Here is a 17,885-nt window from a genome sequence, read left to right as displayed (position 1 = left end):
AAGTAGGGACCGTTGGCGGCACCTGCCGCGGTTCGGGTACGGCGGGCCCCACCGCCGCGCCGCGAGCGTGATCGCGGCCGGTCAACAGGGTAACCCCGGAGCCCGGCCGGGGTCATGTCGCCGCAGGCGCCTCACAGACCGCGACGCCGCGCTCCCACAGGCTGCCGAGGACGAGGTGGTCCCCGCTCGCGCAGACGCTGGTGACCATGCGGAAGCCGGAGCGGCGCCGGGTGAGGTGATGGCGGACGGTGCCGTCGTCGTCGACCGCCAGGACGCCGATCGCGGCCGTGGGGCGGAAGGGTGCGCGCACGGCCAGGCGGGCGGCGGCGCGGCGGGCGGCCGGGGTGCCACGGTGCAGGAGCTCCAGCGGGGGTACGCGGGGGCCGGCGAGCGACACCCAGACCGGGCCCTTGGGTCCGGCGCGCCAGATGTTGTCGGGCAGGCCCGGGAGATCCTCGACGAAGGGTTCACTGTGTCCCGCCCGCGATCCGGTGAGCCAGTAGCGGGTCAGCCGGTACGCGCCCGTCTCGGCGACGACCAGGAAGGACTCGTCGCCGCTCGGGGCCAGTCCGTTGGCGAACTGGAGCCCTTCGAGGAGGACTTCGGGTGTGTCACTGCCGGGGGCCAGGCGCAGCAGGCGACCGGTGCCGGTGTGCTCGACGATGTCGCCGATCCACTGGTCGAGCAGGTAGCGGCGGCTGGAGACGGTGAAGTAGACGCTGCCGTCGGACAGGGCGACGACGTTGCTGCAGAACCGCAGCCTCTCCCCCGCCACGGCGTCGGCGAGGACGCGCACGGCTGCGTCGGCGAGGTCGACGCTCAGCAGGCCGCGTTCGGCGTCGCAGACCAGCAGGCCGCCGTCGGGATGGAGCTCCAGTCCGAGCGGCCTGCCGCCGGTCTCGGCGAGCACCTCGACACGGGGGGCGGCGGGGCCCGTCAGCCGGTCCAGACGCAGGATACGGCCGTCCTCCACCCCGGTCAGGACGCGTCCGCGCGCGTCGGCCACGACGTCTTCGGGGCCGCGGCCGCCGACGGCGACGTATCGGCGGGGGACGAGAGCCGTGGGACGGTCCATGGGCGGTTCCCCTTCACTGACGGCGTGACGGCGTGACGGCGAGGACGGCGAGCGCGGCGCGGTGGCGAGGACGGCGAGCGCGGCGCGGTGGCGAGGACGGCCAGGTGGCGCGGCCGCGCGGACGGGTCGAGCGGGCGGGTATGTGTACCCGCGCAGGCCGGCGCCTACCAGCCCTTCTCGAACATGCGCGCCACTTCGGCGATGCGTATCTCGTCGCGCCGGTAGTGGGTCCGCCGCCGGATCCTCCGGGTGCGCAGCAGACCGATGTCCGCGAGGAGACCGAGGTGGGTCTCGGCGACCGAGCGGCGCACGCCGAGTTTCCGGGCGACGGCGCCCGCGGTGACGCCGTCCTCGACGAGGTCGCCGTGGCGCTGCGGTGGGAAGTGCGCGGCGGGGTCCTTCAGCCATTCGAGGATGTCGAGGCGCCTCTCGCCGGTGGGAGTCCTCAGCATGTTCTTCCCCTCCGTCCGAGCCTCCTCGTACCGCGTCTTCCCACTGTCGCGCAGCCGAAGCCACCCTGTCCGGCGAGTGGGCAAGCTTGTCCGGTACCGAACTCCACCGTGACGCAAGCCCGTTCGCCGCGCCCGGCCGGCCCGTCCACGGAAGGCCCCTCCGCCCGCGGCTCGTGTGCTCTCACGGGCGGAGGGGAGTCGGTTCAGCCGTCGAGTCGTACGACGCGTACGGCGCCCGCGGGCAGCGGCAGCCGGCCCGTCGCGCGTTCCCCGGTGAGCAGTTCGGTGCCGCCCGCCTCCAGCGGCACCTTCACGTCGGACGCGGTGTGGTTGATCGCGAACACATAGGTGCCCGACTCGCCGGTGCGGTGCACCACCTCGACGTCCCGGGGCAGGTCGGCGCGGGTGCCGACGCCCGCGTCCTCGATGGCCCAGCCCAGCAGGGCATCGAGGCCCTGGGTGTCCAGGCGGGTGGAGACGTACCAGGCGGTGCCCTCGCCGAGGGGGTGCCGGGTGACAGCCGGGTGGCCGGCGGTCGGACCGTCGGCGTACGTCCACACGGTCTCGGCGCCCTGCGGCACCACGAACTCGGTCCACACGTCACCGGCCAGCTCGGAGCCGTCGGTGCCGGTGATCCGCACCGACTGGCCCTGGAGCAGCGGCGAGAACTCCTCGACGGTCAGCCCGAGCACGTCCCGCAGCGCCCCCGGGTAGCCGCCCTCGTGGACGGCGTCGTGCTCGTCGACGATCCCGGAGAAGTACGAGACGACGAGGGTGCCGCCGTTCTCGACGTACCGCCGGACGTTGTCACCTGCGGCCTGAGTCATCAGGTAGAGCGCGGGGACGACGACAAGGGGATAGGCCGACAAGTCGGCTTCCGGGTGGGCGAAGTCGACCGTGAGGTGGCGGTCGTAGAGGGCCTCGTAGAAGGTGTCGGCTCGCTCGCGGGGGTCGTGGTCCTCGCTGGGGCGCCACTGGAGGTTCTGCGCCCACCAGGAGTGCCAGTCCCACAGGACGGCCACGTCGGCCGCGGTGCGCGTGCCGCGGATCGTGCTCAACGAGTCGAGGGACGCGCCGAGTTCGACCACCTCGCGCCAGACGCGGGTGCTGGTGCCGCCGTGCGGGACCATCGCCGAGTGGAACTTCTCGGCGCCGCGCCGCGACTGCCGCCACTGGAAGAACATCGCGCCCTCGGACCCGCGCGCGACATGTGCGAGGGAGTTGCGGGCCATCTGCCCGGGGGCCTTGGCCGGGTTGCGCGGCTGCCAGTTGACGCCCGAGGTGGAGTGTTCGAGGAGCAGCCAGGGGGCGCCGCCCGCGACGGAGCGGGTGAGGTCGGCGGCCATCGCGAGGTTGACGTGGGTGCGGCGGCCGTCGGTGATCAGGTAGTGGTCGTTGGTGACCAGGTCGACCTCGCGGCCCCAGGCCCAGTAGTCGACGGAGTCGCACTGGCTGAGCGCGGTCATGAAGTTGGTGGTGACCGGGATGCCGGGCGCGAGGCGGTGCAGGATGTCCCGCTCCGTACGGAAGTTCTCGCGCATGGTGGCGTCGGCGAACCGCTTGTAGTCCAGTGCCTGGCCGGGGTTGCCGACCGTGGGCGCGGTGCGCGGCGGGTTGATCTGGTCCAGGCCGGCGTAGCGCTGGCCCCAGAAGGCGGTGCCCCAGGCCTCGTTGACCGCGTCGACGGTGCCGTATGTCGTCTCCAGCCAGCGGCGGAAGTGTGCGGCGCAGGAGTCGCAGTAGCAGGCCGAGACAGGGACGCCGTACTCGTTGTGCACGTGCCACAGGGCCAGGGCCGGATGGTCCGCGTAGCGCTCGGCGAGCCTGGTGGTGATGTTCGCGGCGGCGGCGCGGTAGTCGGCGTTGCTGTGGCAGACGGCGCCGCGCGAGCCGAACTCGTACCGCACGCCGTCGGCCGTCACCGGCAGCGCGTCGGGATGGGCGCGGTAGAACCAGGCGGGGGGTACGACCGTGGGGGTGCCGAGGTCGACGCGGATGCCGTTCTCGTGCAGCAGGTCGAGGAGGCGGTCCAGCCAGCCGAAGTCGTAGGTGCCGGGCGAGGGCTCCAGCAGGGCCCAGGAGAAGATCCCGACGCTCACCAGGGTGACGCCGGCCTCCCGCATCAGCCGTACGTCGTCCTGCCAGACGCTCTCCGGCCACTGCTCCGGGTTGTAGTCCCCGCCGAAGGCGAGCCTGGTGAGGCCCCTGGGGGCGGTCTCCGGCATGGGTCTCTCCCGATTCAGATAGGTGGGAACGTGCACACACGGCGGTGGCAGCGTGCGGCCCAAGATAACCGCATGAGGGCGACGCTTGCCAAGTGCTTGGAGGCGGGGCCCGCTGTGCACGATCACAGCATGTTTGCGTCCGGCTGGTGTCATCCTGCGGTTCCGGCGGCCCTCCAGCCGCGTACCGGGGCCTCAGGGGTCCTTTCACTATGCCCGCCCGGGCCGCGCGGCCTGGCACCGCACCTCGCCGCGTTGCCGAAAAGCCCTAGTAGCTCCTCCCCCACTCTCGGCTGCGCTCGAGCGGGGGGACCCCCATCGAGGGCTTTCCGGCGCCTTGCGATGCACGGCACCGGACCACGCGGCCTGATCGGGCGCTCGTAGTGAAAGGACCCCTTAAAGTCGTGACCATGAACAATGCGGGGGCCCGGCGCAGACCGCCGACGATCCACGACGTGGCGCGGGAGGCCGGAGTCTCCCGCGGCACCGTCTCACGCGTGCTCAACGGCGGGCACTACGTCAGCCCGGCCGCCCAGGAGGCGGTCAACGCCGCCATCCGCAAAACGGGCTACGTGGTCAACCGGCACGCCCGTTCGCTGATCACCGGGCGTTCGGACTCGGTCGGCTTCCTGCTGACGGAACCGCAGGAGCGCTTCTTCGAGGACCCCAACTTCAACGTCCTGCTGCGCGGCTGCACGCAGGCGCTGGCCGCGCACGACATCCCCCTGCTGCTGATGCTGGCCGGCACCGAGGACGAACGCCGGCGCCTCACCCGCTACATCACGGCCGGGCACGTCGACGGGGTGCTGCTGGTCTCCAGCCACTCCGGGGACCCGATCGCGGAGGAGCTGCGTGAGGCGGGCGTCCCGCTGGTCGCGTGCGGCAAGCCGATCGGGCTCCGCTCCAGGGTGAGCTATGTGGCGGCGGACGACCGGGACGGCGCCCGGGACATGGTGCGCCACCTGCTCTCCCTGGGCCGCGGCCACGTCGGCGTGGTCACCGGCCCTCTGGACACCCCGGGCGGGGTCGAGCGCCTCGCCGGCTACAAGGAGGTGCTCGGCGAGGCCGGGATGGAGATCGACGAGCGGCTGATCGTCTCCGGCGACTACAGCCGCGTCAGCGGTGAGGCCGGCGCGGAGCGGCTGCTGGCCCAGGCTCCGGACCTGGACGCGGTGTTCGTCGCCTCCGACCTGATGGCCCAGGGCGTGCTGACGGCACTGGAGCGGGCGGGGCGGCGGGTGCCGCAGGACGTGGCCGTGGGCGGCTTCGACGACTCACCGGCCGCCCTGGCCTCCCGCCCCGAGCTCACCACCATCCGCCAGCCCTGGGACCGCATCAGCACGGAGATGGTCCGGGTACTGCTGGCCCAGATCGGCGGCGAGGATCCGGCGGCGGTGATTCTGCCCACGGAGTTGGTGAAGCGGGAGTCGGCGTAGCGGGCCCTGGCCCACACGTCCTGGAATCGTGATCGACTCCGCCGCTCCCCGGTGTCGATGCATGCGCATTAACATCGGGTGTATGGCAGTGAACGCGGCCGACAGCCGGCTCGAGGAACAGTGGCGGGACATCCTGTCCGTGCACGCGCGCACGATGTGCGAGATCGACCGTGTGCTGCACCCGCACGGACTGGGCGCGAGCGACTTCGAGGTGCTCGACATGCTGGCCGTCGCGTCTCCGCAGGAGGGTGACCAGTGCCGGGTGCTGGACCTCGTCGGACGGGTGCACCTCAGCCAGAGCGCGCTGTCGAGGCTGATCGGCCGGCTGGAGAAGGAGGGCCTGGTGGAGCGCTCTGTCTGCGCGGAGGACCGCCGGGGTGTGTCGGTCTGCCTGACCCGCAAGGGTCGTGACCTGGTCACGGAGGTACGGCCACTGCAGCGGGACGTGCTGGCCCGGATGCTGGGATAGAGACCTCGCCGGGTGGCCGCGCGAACTGCCGCTGCCGCCGGCGGCCCTCGGTGCGGGTTACGGGCCCCGGCCTCAGCTCAGCAGTTCCCGCACCGCGCTGAACGCGGCCTCGACGGTCGCCGGGTCCGCGCCCGGGCGGGCGAGAGCGCTCATCGCTATGGGGGTGACCGCGGGCAGGCCCGGGTACGGGGTCAGGCCGTCCGGGGCGGGGCCCACGGCGGCGAGCAGGGCCACGCCCTGACCCGTGCGGGCGATGTCGAGGACGCCCGCGAGATACCCGGCGTCGCCGACGACCGTGGCGGGCACGCCGTGCGCGGCCAGGGTCGCGATGGCCCGGCGGCGGATCGCGCAGGGGTCCTCGATGGCCACCAGCGGAACCGGGCCCGGTGCGGGCGGCGGTTGCCAGCCGGGGACCGTGTGCCAGGTGAGCGGGAGGCCGCCGACGGGGGTGCCCTCGGTGGCGGCGGCCTCCGTGACGTACACCGCGACATCGACGCTGCCGCGTTCCACGGCCTCGACGAGCCGGGCGGAGCGGTCGATCCGGAAGCGGACCCGGCAGCCGGGGCGCACGGCCTGGACGGCGGCGGTGAGCCGGGGCAGGAACTGGTCGGCGGCGTGCTCGGTGGAGCCGACGGTGACCGTGTCGCCGTCCGCGTCGAACAGGCTGCGTACGGCCTCGTCGTGCACGGCGAGGATCCGGCGGGCCTGCTCCAGCAGCAGCCGCCCCTCCGGTGTGAACCGGGTGCCGCGTCCTTCCCGCTCGACGACGGGCCGCCCGAGCGCCTTCTCCAGTTTGCGGACGTGCTGGCTGACCGCGGACTGACTCAGGGACAGCGTCTGCGCGGCGCGGTGGAAGCCGCCGCAGTCCGCGATCGCGGTCAGGCTGCGCAGGGCCACGATGTCGAGGACGGGTCGGGACATGTCCGCGACAGTAACCGTTCGGATCGACCGATCGCTATTCCTGATCGGTTTCGATGAGGAATCGTCGTTGGACGCGCACCGTCACGGCCGGTCATGATGGGCGCATGTTGCACGCGACCGCTTCCGCTGCCCTTCTGACGCAGCGCCGAGTCATTGACTTCGGCGTGGCGTGCAGCGCGCTCTGTCGCTGATCCTGCGCCGAACTCCGGCCTCTTTCCGCGCTCCGGCTCCCCGCTCCGAGCCGATCGCGTCTCCTTCTCACTGACACGTGGCAGTCGCTCTCCGCTGCTCCTGCCCCAGTCCTTACGCCCTCCCATGCGCCTTTATGTCCGCATTCCTCATGGATGTCCCTGCCCCGAAACGGGAGTTGCCCCCTCATGTCCTCATCCTTCTCGTGGGACGAACCCGAAGGCCTCGCCGCGCGCGGCACGCTGATCGTGCTGGCCGGGCGGGGCGAACACGGAGGTGTGTACGAGCGGTTCGGCCGCCGGCTCGCCTTCGACGCCTACCGCGTCCGTGCCCTCGGTGACGCGAGCACCGATCCGACCGTGCCGGACCAGGCGGCCAAGCTGCTCGCCGACGAGTCGCTGCCCGGTCCGAGGGTGCTGGTCGGCTCGGACGCCGGCGCCCTGTACGCCGCCCGTCTCGCCGCCGAGCAGCCCGCGGCCGTCGCCGCCCTGATCCTGGCCGGTCTCCCCACCGACCCCTGGACCTCGGGGGGTTGGGACGCCGAGGTCGAGGCCCGCACCGCCTGCCCCGCCCACCGGGGCCGGCTGACGAACGACCCGGATTTCCGGCGCGGCACCCTCGGCGACACGTCCGGTCTGCCCGGCCTCCGCCTCGACCGGGTGAGCGTTCCCGTCCTGGCCCTGCACGGCAAGGACGACGCGATCAGCCCGGTCGATCAGGCGCTGGACGCGTACGCGGGCCACCCTTCGGTACGGACGGTGACCTTCAACGGCGGCCGGCACGACGTCCTCAACGACGCCCTGCACCGCACGGCCGCCGCGACCGTCGTGCTGTTCCTGGAGCGGCTGCGCCTGTCCTCCGAGCTGCCCGCGATCGCGGAGGGCCTCGCATGACCGTGACGACGACCGTCTCCGAACTGCGCGACCTCCTCACCTCCGCCGCACCACCGGTCGTGCTGGATGTGCGGTGGGCGCTCGGCGATCCCCACGGCCGCGACCACTACGCCGAGGGCCACATCCCTGGCGCGGTCTACGTCGACCTGGACGCGGAACTGGCCGCACCCCCGAGTCCTGAGGGCGGTCGGCATCCGCTGCCCGACCTCGCCACGTTGCAGGACGCGGCGCGCCGGTGGGGTATCCGGCAGGGACAACAGGTGGTCGTGCACGACGACTTGGGCAACACCGCCGCCGCCCGCGCCTGGTGGCTGCTGCGGCACGCGGGCCTGGCCCGGGTGACGCTCCTCGACGGGGCGCTGGGCGCCTGGCGGTCGGCCGGGCTGCCGCTGGAGTCCGGGACCCCGGCCGCTCCCCCGCCCGGCGACGTCGTACTGGGCTCGGGCGGGCTGCCCGTGACCGATGCCGACGGCGCCGCCGAACTCGCCGGTTCCGGGCTGCTGTTGGACGCGCGGGCCGCCGAACGCTATCGGGGTGAGGTGGAACCGGTCGATCCACGGGCGGGACACATCCCGGGCGCGGTCAGTGCCCCCACCGGGGAGAACCTCGCGCCCGACGGGACATTTCTGCCGGCCGACGAGCTGCGCAAGCGGTTCGAGGAGAAGGGGGCCGCCCAGGCCGCGCGCATCGGCGTGTACTGCGGCTCCGGTGTCACCGCCGCCCACCAGATCGCCGCGCTGGAGATCGCCGGCTTCGAGGCCGCGCTCTTCCCCGGCTCCTGGTCCGCCTGGTCCGCCGACCCGGCCCGCCCGGCCGTGAAGGGAAACCACCCATGACGACGAAACCCCTGGACCCGGCGGTGCTGCCGCAGCAGACGGCATCCGAGTCTCCCTCGGACAAGGCCCCGCCACCCGCCCGCGTCACCATCCGCGGCACCGCGAGGACCGCGCGCCGCCTCACCGTCCCCCGTTCCGTCCGCCGTACCGCGGGCCCCGTGGGCCTGGTCCTGCTGTGGTTCCTCACCTCGGCCACCGGTGTCCTCCCGGAATCCGTGCTGGCCTCCCCCGTGGACGTCGTCCGCCAGGCGGTGGAGCTCACGAAGACCGGCGAACTGCCCGACGCCATCGCCGCGTCTGGCCGACGGGCCGCCGTCGGCTTCCTGATCGGGGCGTCCGTCGCGCTGAGCCTGTCCCTGCTGGCAGGGCTGTTCCGGCTCGGCGAGGACGTCATCGACTCCTCGATGGGCATGTTCCGGGCGATCCCCTGGGTGGGTCTGATCCCCCTGTTCATCGTCTGGTTCGGCATCGAGGAGACCCCGAAGATCGCGCTGGTCGCCCTCGGTGTCACCTATCCGCTGTACTTCAACATCTACGGCGGCATCCGCTCGACCGACTCCCAACTCGTCGAGGCCGCCCGGATGATGGGCCTCGGCAGGCTCGGCCTGATCAGGTACGTGATCCTGCCGAGCGCGCTGCCCGGAGCCCTCGTGGGTCTGCGCTACGCGCTGTCCACCGCCTGGCTGGCGCTGGTCTTCGCCGAGCAGATCAACGCGGACGCGGGCCTCGGCTATCTGATGAGCAACGCCCAACAGTACTTCCGTACGGACGTCATCGTGCTGTGCCTCGTCGTGTACGCGCTGCTCGGGCTGGCCTGCGACTTCGCCGTACGGATCCTTTCGCGCCGGCTGCTGACCTGGCGCGCCAACTTCGAGGGCGAGGCGTGAGCGTCATGACCAACAGCGTGGAGACACGAGGGCTTTCGCGGGCCTTCGACGGGAACACCGTCCTGCACGAGCTCGATCTCGACATCCGGGAGGGCGAGTTCGTGGCCCTGCTGGGTCACAGCGGCTGCGGCAAGTCGACGCTGCTGCGGATCCTCGCCGGGCTGGACGAGGAGATCGGCGGCGAGGTCACCGTGCCCGCCCGCCGCAGTGCCGCGTTCCAGTCACCCCGGCTGCTGCCCTGGCTGAAGGTGTGGCGCAACGTCGTCCTCGGACTGCCCGGCCGGCCCGACCGCACGCTCGCGGCGAAGGCCCTGGACGAGGTCGGCATCGCGGACCGGGCCGGCGTCTGGCCCAAGACGCTCTCCGGCGGCCAGGCCCAGCGGGTCTCGCTGGCCCGTGCCCTGGTACGGGAGCCCGAACTGCTGCTCCTGGACGAGCCGTTCGGGGCGCTTGACGCGCTCACCCGGGGCCGGGTGCAGCAGCTGGTCGCCGAGCTGTGGCAGCGCCACGGCTGCGCGATCCTCCTGGTCACCCATGACGTGGAGGAGGCACTGCTGCTCGCCGACCGGGTGCTGGTGATGGACGAGGGCCGCATCGCCCACGAACTCACCGTCGACCTGCCCCGCCCCCGCGACCTGACCGCCCCCGAGTTCGTCACCCTGCGCGCCCGCCTCCTGGACTGGCTCGGCGTGACCCGTACGTTGGAAGGAACCCCGTCGTGATCCGCCCCCTCACAGCCGCCGCACTGAGCTTCTCCGCCCTGCTGGCGCTGACCGCCTGCGGCGCGGACTCCTCGGCGGACGCCTCGTCGAAGGACGGCACCCTCGTCATCGGCGACCAGGCCAAGACCCTGCAGACCATCGTCGCCGCCTCCGATGCCCTCAAGGGCGCCAAGTACAAGGTGGAGTGGGCCGAGTTCGAGGGCGCCGCCCCGCTCTACCAGGCCGTGCAGGCGGGCGCCGCCGACACGACGTACTCCGCGGATCTCCCCGCCCTCCAGGCGCTCAGCGGTGGGGTGGAGTTCAAGAACGTGGCCGCGCTGAAGAACGACGGCCGGCATGTCGGCATCGTCGTGGGCAAGGACTCCGGGATCGACAGCGTCAAGGACCTCAAGGGCCAGAAGGTCGTGGTGTCCTCGGCGAAGGGCAGCATCGCCGAGTATCTGCTGGCCAATGTGCTCAAGCAGAACGGGCTCAGCTACTCGGACGTGAAGGTGCAGTACCTGCTGCCGACCGACGCGCAGGCCGCCTTCGCCTCCGGGAAGATCAAGGCCTGGGCGACCTTCGGCGTCTACCAGGCCGTCGGCCTGGAGCAGGGCGGCAAGCTGCTCGCGGACGGTGCCGACGGCCGGGTCAGCGGTTACGGCTTCGTCGGCGCCTCCGACCAGGCTCTCGCCGACCGTTCGAAGAAGGCGGCGCTCACCGACTTCCTCAAGCGCCTCGGTACGGCCCTGGAATGGACCAGCACCCACAAGGACGCCTACGCCCAGGCCATCGAGGAGCGCAACGGCGCCGACCCCTCCGTGGCGAAGACGCTTGCCTCGGCCGCGTACAGCAAGGTCCTGCCCGTCACCTCGGACGTGAACAAGACCGTGCAGGGCGTGGCCGACCTCATGAACGGGATCGGTGTGCTGGAGCCGAACGTCGACGTGGCCGGGTCGGCCGACACGTCCCTTCTCAAGTAGCCGTCACCTGCAGGGAGTTGCTCATGCCTGTCGAGTTCATCAGTGCCGTCCACACCGACGCCGGGGCCTCGGGTCCGGCCGCGGCGAGCCGTACCGGGCTCGACGTCGGCCATCTGCGCAAGTTCGCCCGCGCGCTGGACGACGGCGGTTTCGACCACACCCTGGTCGCCTACCACTCGGCGTCCCCGGACGCCTTCCAGATCGCCCAGTTCGTCGCCACCCACACCGAGCGGATCCGCCCGATCCTGGCGCACCGGCCGGGCGTGATCTTCCCGACGCACGCGGCCCGGGCGCTCGCCACGCTGGACCAGATCAGCGGCGGCCGCCTCACCGTGCACATCATCTCCGGCGGCAGCGACGAGGAGCAGCGCCGGGAAGGCGACTACCTCGACAAGGCCGAACGGTACGAGCGTTCGGACGAATACATCCGGATCCTGCGGAAGGTGTGGCAGGCCGACGGGCCCGTCTCGCACGAAGGCAAGTACTTCAGGTTCGAGGGCTATTACTCGGACGTGAAGCCCGTGAGCGGGCTGGTCCCGATCTCGGTGGGCGGGTCCTCGCAGGACGCCTACCGGGTCGGCGGGCAGCAGGGCGACATCTTCGGGCTGTGGGGGGAACCGCTGAAGGAGACGGCGGAGCAGATCGCCGCGGTGAACGCGGTCGCGGACGCCGCCGGGCGCCCCCGTCCCCGTATCTGGGTGTCGTTCCGCCCGATCATCGCGCCCACCGACGAACTGGCCTGGGAGAAGGCACACCGCACGCTGGGGGTGCTCAAGGACCAGGCCCGCAACACGGAGTTGCTGCGCCACTACCGCACCACCGGTCGTCCGGCCAACGTGGGTTCGCAGCGGCTGCTCGACATCGCCGAGCGCGGCGAGGTCCACGACCGCTGCCTGTGGACCGCCCCGGCGGTCGCCACCAACGCGGCCGGCGCCTCCACCGCGCTGGTCGGCTCACCGGAGACGGTGGCCAAGGCGCTGCTCGACTACGTCGACATCGGCTGCGACCTGCTGTCGATCCGCGGCTACGACCCGCTCAACGACGCCATCGACTACGCCCGTCACGTCCTGCCGCTGGTGCGTCAGGAACTCGCCCACCGCGCCACCGCCCACGCCGCCTGATGGAGAGCCCGTGTTGTTCCGCCGCACTCTGCGCACGTCCGCCGCCGCCCTCGTCCTGCTGCTGCCCTTCGCGGCGGCCTGCGGGAGCGAGGCACAGGCTGAATCCCCGTCCTCGTCCTCCGTCACCCTCAGGGTCGGCGCCACCGGCTGGAAGGTCGAGGAGGCCGTCCTGAAGTACGCCGGTCTCGACGACACCCCGTACAAGATCCGCTGGAGCCAGTTCCAGGGCGGTGACCAGCAGCTCCAGGCCGTCCGGGCCGGCGCGCTGGACCTCGCCTCCTCCAGCGAGATCCCACCGGTCTTCGCCGCCGCCGACGGTGAACCCAACTTCAAGGTGGTCGCCGTGCAACGCGCGGCGACCCTCAACCAGGAGGTCGTCGTCCCCAAGGGATCGAAGGTGACCGGCATCGCCGGCCTGAAGGGCAGGAAGGTCGGCTACGTCCAGAACACCACCGCCCACTACTTCCTGTACGAGCTGCTGAAGCAGGCGGGCCTGAAGTGGTCCGACATCGACGCCAAGCCGCTGCTGCCCAACGACGGCCTGGCCGCGCTGAACGGCGGCAGCATCGACGCCCTCGCCTCCTACGGCACCTCGATCATCACCGCCCACCAGCAGGGCGCCACCACGGTCGGATCGGGCCGGGACATCCTGTCCGGCAACTTCCTGTGGTCGGCACGGGACAGCGTCCTGGAGAGCCCGGCGCAGAAGGCGGCCGCGGCCGATCTCATCGCCCGGATCACCAAGGCGTACGCGTACGTCCGCGACGGGCACGAGGACGGCTTCGCCAAGATCACCGCGGACGCAACACACCAGCCCCTCGTCCAGGCACGCAAGGACCTCGTCGACGCCCAGACACAGCGCCCGACGCAGGCCCGGACGGTCGGCGCGGACGCCATCGCCTCGCAGCAGAAGGTCGCCGACGCCTTCACCGAACTCGGGGCGCTCAAAAGCCACTTGGACGTGAAGTCGTTCTGGACCACCGCACTGAACGCCGACCTGAGGAAGGCCCTGTGACCGAGCGCATCGCCGAACTGGCCACCACGTACGACCGGTCGGCGGCCTTCCCCGCCGAGTCCCTGCGGATCGCCCACGAGGCGGGCCTGCTCACCGCGACGATCGGCGAGCGGTACGGCGGCCGCGGCGCGGGTGTCGAGGAGACGGCCCGCATCCTCCACTCCCTGGGCCGGCTCGACCCGTCCGTCGCCCTGATCACGGCGATGACGCTGGGCACACACGCCCGGCAGGCCGACCGGCCGCACTGGCCCGAGGAGCTGTACGCGCGGGTGGTCAAGGAGTCGTTCACGCGTCCCGTGCTGATCAACCACGCGCGCGTCGAGCCCGAGTTGGGGTCTCCCGCGCGGGGCGGGCTGCCCGTCACGCGCGCCCGGCGGACGGCGGACGGCTGGGCCGTCAGCGGCACCAAGCGGTTCGTGACGGGCGCCGAGGGACTGGACTGGTTCCTGGTGTGGGCGAGCACCGACGAACCGGAGCCGCGCGTGGGCACCTTCCTGGTGCCCGGCGACACCCCCGGCATCGAGATCACCGGCCGCTGGGACCAGTTGGGGCTGCGCGCGAGCGGCAGTCACGACGTGACCTTCCGCGAGGTGGAGGTCCCGTACGAGCACGTGATCGGGATCGGTCCGCACGGACCGGCCGCAGAACAGGACAACCGGGCGGGTGCCGCCCTCCACCTCCCGCTCGCCGCCCTCTACCTGGGTGTCGCCCGCGCCGCCCAGGAGTTCTTCCACCACTTCGCCCACACCCGCGTGCCCGCCAACCTGGGTCACCCGGTGGCTCGTACCGAGCGCTTCCGGCGCACGGCCGGCGAGATCGAGGTGCTCCTGGCCGCCGCCGAGCAGTTGGTGTTCGACGGTGCCGCGAGACTCGACGCCGGCGACACCGCGTACTCCCCCGAACAGGCCCTGGGCGCACGGGTGCTGGCCGACCGGCACGGGGTACGGGCCGTGGAGTCGGCCGTACGGCTGCTCGGCAACCCGGCGCTGGCCCGCGGCAACCCGCTGGAGCGGCACTTCCGGGACATCCAGTGCGCGCCCGTGCACGCGCCCCAGGAGGACGTCTCCCTGCTCGCCATCGGAACGAAGGCACTGAACCCGTGACCGCGGCACCCGAAACGACCGCCTCCGCCCGGCTCCTCGGCCTGCTCGCCCGGGATCTGCCGCCCGACCGTCTGACCACCGATCCCGCGGTACTGGCCGCGCATGCCACCGACCGGTCCGGCACCAGGCCGGCCGGTGAACCGCTGGCCCTGGTGCGCGCCCGGCGCACCGAGGACGTCACCGTCACCCTGCGGCACGCCCACGCGCTGCGGGTGCCGGTGGTGCCGCGCGGGGCGGGCACCGGGCTGTCGGGCGGGGCCATCGCGCACGACGGCTGCCTGGTCCTGGACCTCTCCGGGATGGACGGCATCCTCGAACTGTCCGCCGACGACCAGCTCGCCGTCGTCGAACCCGGCGTGATCACCGCCGAGCTGGACCGGGCGGCGGGCGCGCACGGACTGCGGTACACACCGGACCCCGCGAGCGCGGCCCTGTCCACCATCGGCGGGAACATCGCGACCAACGCGGGGGGCCTCAGGTGCGCGAAATACGGCGTCACCCGGGACAGTGTGCTGGGGCTGGAGGCGGTGCTCGCCGACGGGACAGTGGTGCGCACGGGCCGCCGTACGGTCAAGGGCGTCACCGGCTACGACCTGACCGCGCTGCTCACCGGCTCGGAGGGCACCCTCGCCGTGATCACCTCGGCGACGCTGCGGCTACGGCCGATTCCGGTGGCGACGGCCACGCTCGCCGCGTACTTCCCCTCCTTCGAGGTGGCCGCCGAGGCCTCGTACGCGATCACCCGGGCCGGAGTCGAGCCCGCGCTGGCCGAGCTCGTGGACGGGCCCGTGCTGCACGCCATCGATCCGGCGCTGCGGGAGCGGGGCGCGGCGCTGCTGGTGGTGCAGTGCGACGGCGCGGGCGCGGCGGCCGAGGCGGCGGCGGTCGCCCGGCTGCTCACGCCCCTGGCCACCACGGTGGAGACGACCGAGGACCCCGCCGAGGCCGAGGCGCTGCTGGCCGCCCGCCGCCTGGCCCTGCCCGCCCTGGAGCGGCTGGGCCGCCCGCTCATCGAGGACATCGCCGTCCCACGCTCCCGGCTGGCTCAGGCGGTGCGCGAGATACGGGCCATTTCCGCCCGGCACGACGTGCCCGTGTTCACCCTCGCGCACGCGGCGGACGGCAACCTGCACCCGATCATCGTGGTGGACCCGTCCCTGGACCGGCTGCCGGACGCCGCGTGGGAGGCGGCCGGCGAGATCTTCGCGCTGGCGCTGCGGCTCGGCGGCACCCTGACCGGGGAGCACGGGGTGGGTGTGCTCAAGCGGCAGTGGGTCGCGGAGGAGCTCGGCCCCGCGGCACACGCGTTGCAGCGCAGGCTCAAGGATGTGTTCGACCCGAGGGGGATCCTCAACCCCGGCAAGAGCCTGTGAGAGGCGTGGGGCACGTCTCAGCGCTCGGCGCGCGTGCAGCCGGGGGACGGCTCAGCGTTCGACACGCGTGTGGTCGGGTGCGGAAGCGGCAGCCCCGCACCTTTCCCCGGGCCCGGCCGCTCTCCTTGCCGCTGCGTGGTGGCCGGGCCCGATCCGTTCGGTCCTACGGCCTGGCCAGCAGGGTGCGCACGCCCTCGGAGGTGAGGGTCAGCGGGTGCTCGGAGCTGGCGTCGATGGTGAGGGACAGGTCGTCGGCCGGCCACTGTGCGGCGAGCGCGCCCAGCGGTACCAGGCGATAGCGGGAGACGTACGGAAGCAACTCGGCCATCTCCGGTTCGGAGGTGAACACCGGCACCACCGGAGCTCCGTCCTTCTGTTCGAGGACGGGCAGTGCCACCATGCCGGGGTCACTGGCCTCCTCCTGGCCGGCGTCGTCGGGCACGGGCACGAGCACCTCACTGCTCGCGAGAGTGTCCAGCGCCGCCGTGTCCTCGGTGTTCTCGGCCAGCGCGTCCAGCGCCCGCCGGGCCGGGGTGACGTTGTTGTCGTACGCGGGTGTATCCATGACTGTTTCCCCTGGTAGCGGCGGTAGTGCGGGCCGCCCGGGACAAGATCGCCCCGGAAGCGGTCCTGATCGCGTACCCGACGCCGGCCAGAGCATTCATGGTGGCCTCAGGAGTTAACACAGGGTTCAACCCCTGTGCACGGTCCCCCGACCGAGAGGTTTAGCATATGAGCGCCACCTAGCTCGAAAGAGATACCCGTGACTGTCAAGGACGACTCGTTCGCCAACTGGAAGACCCGCGAGGAGATCGCGGAGTCGATGATCCCCCTCATCGGGAAGCTGCACCGCGAGCGGGACGTGACCGTCCTGCTGCACAGCCGCTCGCTGGTGAACAAGTCGGTGGTGAGCATCCTCAAGACCCACCGCTTCGCCCGCCAGATCGCCGGCGAGGAACTGTCGGTCACCGAGACGCTGCCCTTCCTGCGGACCCTCACCACGCTCGACCTCGGCCCGTCCCAGATCGACCTCGGCATGCTCGCCACGACCTACCGGAGTGACGACCGCGGCCTGTCGGTGGAGGAGTTCACCGCCGAGGCGGTCGCCGGCGCGACCGGGGCGGACAGGACCGAGCGCCGCGAGCCGCGGGACGTCGTCCTCTACGGCTTCGGCCGCATCGGGCGTCTCGTCGCCCGCCTGCTGATCGAGAAGACCGGCTCCGGCAACGGCCTGCGGCTGCGGGCCGTCGTGGTACGGGGCGGCGGAGAGCAGGACCTCGTCAAACGCGCCTCGCTGCTGCGCCGGGACTCCATCCACGGCCAGTTCCAGGGCACGATCACGGTCGACGAGGCGAACAGCACGATCGTCGCCAACGGCAACGAGATCAAGGTGATCCACGCGAGCGATCCGTCGGAGGTCGACTACACGGCGTACGGCATCAAGGACGCCATCCTCATCGACAACACCGGCAGGTGGCGCGACCGCGAGGGCCTGTCCCAGCATCTGCGTCCCGGCATCGGCAAGGTCGTGCTGACCGCGCCCGGCAAGGGCGACGTCCCGAACATCGTGCACGGCGTCAACCACGACACGATCAAGCCGGAGGAGCAGATCCTGTCCTGCGCGTCCTGCACCACCAACGCGATCGTGCCGCCGCTGAAGGCGATGGCGGACGAGTACGGCGTGCTGCGCGGCCATGTGGAGACCGTCCACTCGTTCACCAACGACCAGAACCTGCTGGACAACTACCACAAGGCCGACCGCCGGGGCCGTTCCGCGCCGCTCAACATGGTCATCACCGAGACCGGTGCCGCCTCCGCCGTCGCCAAGGCGCTGCCCGACCTCAAGGCGCCGATCACCGGCAGCTCGATCAGGGTGCCGGTGCCGGACGTCTCGATCGCGATCCTCAGCCTGCGGCTCGGCCGCGAGACCACCCGCGAAGAGGTTCTCGACCACCTCCGCGAGGTCTCGCTCACCTCGCCGCTCAAGCGCCAGATCGACTTCACCACGGCCCCGGACGCGGTCTCCAGCGACTTCATCGGCTCCCGGCACGCCTCCATCGTCGACGCGGGCGCGACCAAGGTCGACGGCGACAACGCGATCCTCTACCTCTGGTACGACAACGAGTTCGGCTACTCCTGCCAGGTCATCCGCGTCGTCCAGCACGTCTCCGGCGTGGAGTACCCCACCTACCCGGCGCCGGCGGCCTGA

At 72.0% G+C, this 17,885-nt stretch carries 17 protein-coding genes; 12 read left to right on the top strand and 5 right to left on the bottom strand.

From position 1 onward, the window contains the following. Positions 1-112: 112 nt before the first annotated feature. The 3 genes from ACIBK3_RS21805 to ACIBK3_RS21795 form a co-directional block, all read right to left on the bottom strand. Positions 113-1,075 carry an SMP-30/gluconolactonase/LRE family protein gene (locus ACIBK3_RS21805; protein ID WP_399367720.1) on the bottom strand — a complete coding sequence of 321 codons (963 nt, stop codon included), beginning with the start codon at positions 1,073-1,075 and terminating at the stop codon, positions 113-115. A 164-nt stretch (positions 1,076-1,239) separates the two neighbouring features. Continuing rightward, complete coding sequence (locus ACIBK3_RS21800; RefSeq protein WP_399367718.1) at positions 1,240-1,527, bottom strand: ArsR family transcriptional regulator; 288 nt, start codon at positions 1,525-1,527, stop codon at positions 1,240-1,242. Between the two features lie 203 nt (positions 1,528-1,730). Beyond that, on the bottom strand, positions 1,731-3,752 hold the full coding sequence (locus tag ACIBK3_RS21795) for a beta-galactosidase (protein WP_399367716.1): 2,022 nt from the start codon (positions 3,750-3,752) through the stop codon (positions 1,731-1,733). Between the two features lie 401 nt (positions 3,753-4,153). Between ACIBK3_RS21795 and ACIBK3_RS21790 the strand changes: the two genes are divergently transcribed. Together ACIBK3_RS21790 and ACIBK3_RS21785 are read left to right on the top strand one after the other, a co-directional pair. Then, positions 4,154-5,185, top strand: coding sequence for a LacI family DNA-binding transcriptional regulator (locus ACIBK3_RS21790; protein ID WP_399367715.1), 1,032 nt, complete (start codon positions 4,154-4,156; stop codon positions 5,183-5,185). An 82-nt stretch (positions 5,186-5,267) separates the two neighbouring features. Further along, positions 5,268-5,654 carry a MarR family winged helix-turn-helix transcriptional regulator gene (locus ACIBK3_RS21785; protein ID WP_399367713.1) on the top strand — a complete coding sequence of 129 codons (387 nt, stop codon included), beginning with the start codon at positions 5,268-5,270 and terminating at the stop codon, positions 5,652-5,654. Between the two features lie 72 nt (positions 5,655-5,726). Here ACIBK3_RS21785 and ACIBK3_RS21780 read toward each other — a convergent pair whose 3' ends face one another. After that, positions 5,727-6,575, bottom strand: a complete 849-nt coding sequence (locus tag ACIBK3_RS21780) for a LysR family transcriptional regulator (RefSeq protein ID WP_399367711.1) — start codon at positions 6,573-6,575, stop codon at positions 5,727-5,729. A gap of 377 nt (positions 6,576-6,952) precedes the next feature. Here ACIBK3_RS21780 and ACIBK3_RS21775 point away from each other — a divergent pair, with 377 nt between their 5' ends. The 9 genes from ACIBK3_RS21775 to ACIBK3_RS21735 are packed head-to-tail and all read left to right on the top strand — an operon-like array spanning position 6,953 to position 15,676. Then, positions 6,953-7,657, top strand: coding sequence for an alpha/beta hydrolase (locus ACIBK3_RS21775; RefSeq protein ID WP_399367709.1), 705 nt, complete (start codon positions 6,953-6,955; stop codon positions 7,655-7,657). Next, positions 7,654-8,493, top strand: a complete 840-nt coding sequence (locus ACIBK3_RS21770; RefSeq protein WP_399367707.1) for a sulfurtransferase — start codon at positions 7,654-7,656, stop codon at positions 8,491-8,493. Before ACIBK3_RS21775 ends, ACIBK3_RS21770 begins: the two co-directional genes overlap by 4 nt. Further along, on the top strand, positions 8,490-9,380 hold the full coding sequence (locus tag ACIBK3_RS21765; protein WP_399367705.1) for an ABC transporter permease: 891 nt from the start codon (positions 8,490-8,492) through the stop codon (positions 9,378-9,380). Before ACIBK3_RS21770 ends, ACIBK3_RS21765 begins: the two co-directional genes overlap by 4 nt. Positions 9,381-9,385: 5 nt before the next feature. Then, positions 9,386-10,102, top strand: a complete 717-nt coding sequence (locus ACIBK3_RS21760) for an ABC transporter ATP-binding protein (protein WP_399367703.1) — start codon at positions 9,386-9,388, stop codon at positions 10,100-10,102. Continuing rightward, positions 10,099-11,064 (top strand): ABC transporter substrate-binding protein, encoded by a 966-nt coding sequence (locus ACIBK3_RS21755; protein WP_399367701.1) that lies wholly within the window; start codon positions 10,099-10,101, stop codon positions 11,062-11,064. Before ACIBK3_RS21760 ends, ACIBK3_RS21755 begins: the two co-directional genes overlap by 4 nt. 23 nt (positions 11,065-11,087) lie before the next feature. Then, positions 11,088-12,185, top strand: a complete 1,098-nt coding sequence (locus ACIBK3_RS21750) for an LLM class flavin-dependent oxidoreductase (RefSeq protein ID WP_399367699.1) — start codon at positions 11,088-11,090, stop codon at positions 12,183-12,185. Positions 12,186-12,195: 10 nt separating this feature from the next. Beyond that, complete coding sequence (locus ACIBK3_RS21745; RefSeq protein ID WP_399367697.1) at positions 12,196-13,200, top strand: ABC transporter substrate-binding protein; 1,005 nt, start codon at positions 12,196-12,198, stop codon at positions 13,198-13,200. Beyond that, complete coding sequence (locus ACIBK3_RS21740) at positions 13,197-14,303, top strand: acyl-CoA dehydrogenase family protein (RefSeq protein WP_399367695.1); 1,107 nt, start codon at positions 13,197-13,199, stop codon at positions 14,301-14,303. Before ACIBK3_RS21745 ends, ACIBK3_RS21740 begins: the two co-directional genes overlap by 4 nt. Beyond that, on the top strand, positions 14,300-15,676 hold the full coding sequence (locus tag ACIBK3_RS21735) for an FAD-binding oxidoreductase (RefSeq protein WP_399367693.1): 1,377 nt from the start codon (positions 14,300-14,302) through the stop codon (positions 15,674-15,676). The genes ACIBK3_RS21740 and ACIBK3_RS21735 overlap by 4 nt, the downstream gene beginning before the upstream one ends. Positions 15,677-15,839: 163 nt before the next feature. Here ACIBK3_RS21735 and ACIBK3_RS21730 read toward each other — a convergent pair whose 3' ends face one another. Continuing rightward, positions 15,840-16,241 (bottom strand): SseB family protein, encoded by a 402-nt coding sequence (locus ACIBK3_RS21730; protein WP_399367691.1) that lies wholly within the window; start codon positions 16,239-16,241, stop codon positions 15,840-15,842. Positions 16,242-16,439: 198 nt separating this feature from the next. Between ACIBK3_RS21730 and ACIBK3_RS21725 the strand changes: the two genes are divergently transcribed. Further along, the gene (locus ACIBK3_RS21725) at positions 16,440-17,885 is read left to right on the top strand and encodes a glyceraldehyde-3-phosphate dehydrogenase (RefSeq protein WP_399367689.1); all 1,446 of its coding nucleotides are present in this window, start codon (positions 16,440-16,442) and stop codon (positions 17,883-17,885) included.

It is taken from the genome of Streptomyces sp. NPDC050287 (assembly GCF_044459385.1).
Taxonomy (GTDB): Bacteria; Actinomycetota; Actinomycetes; order Streptomycetales; family Streptomycetaceae; genus Streptomyces.
The sequence above is the reverse complement of the archived record's forward strand: the minus strand, read 5'-3'. Positions and strand labels throughout refer to the sequence as shown.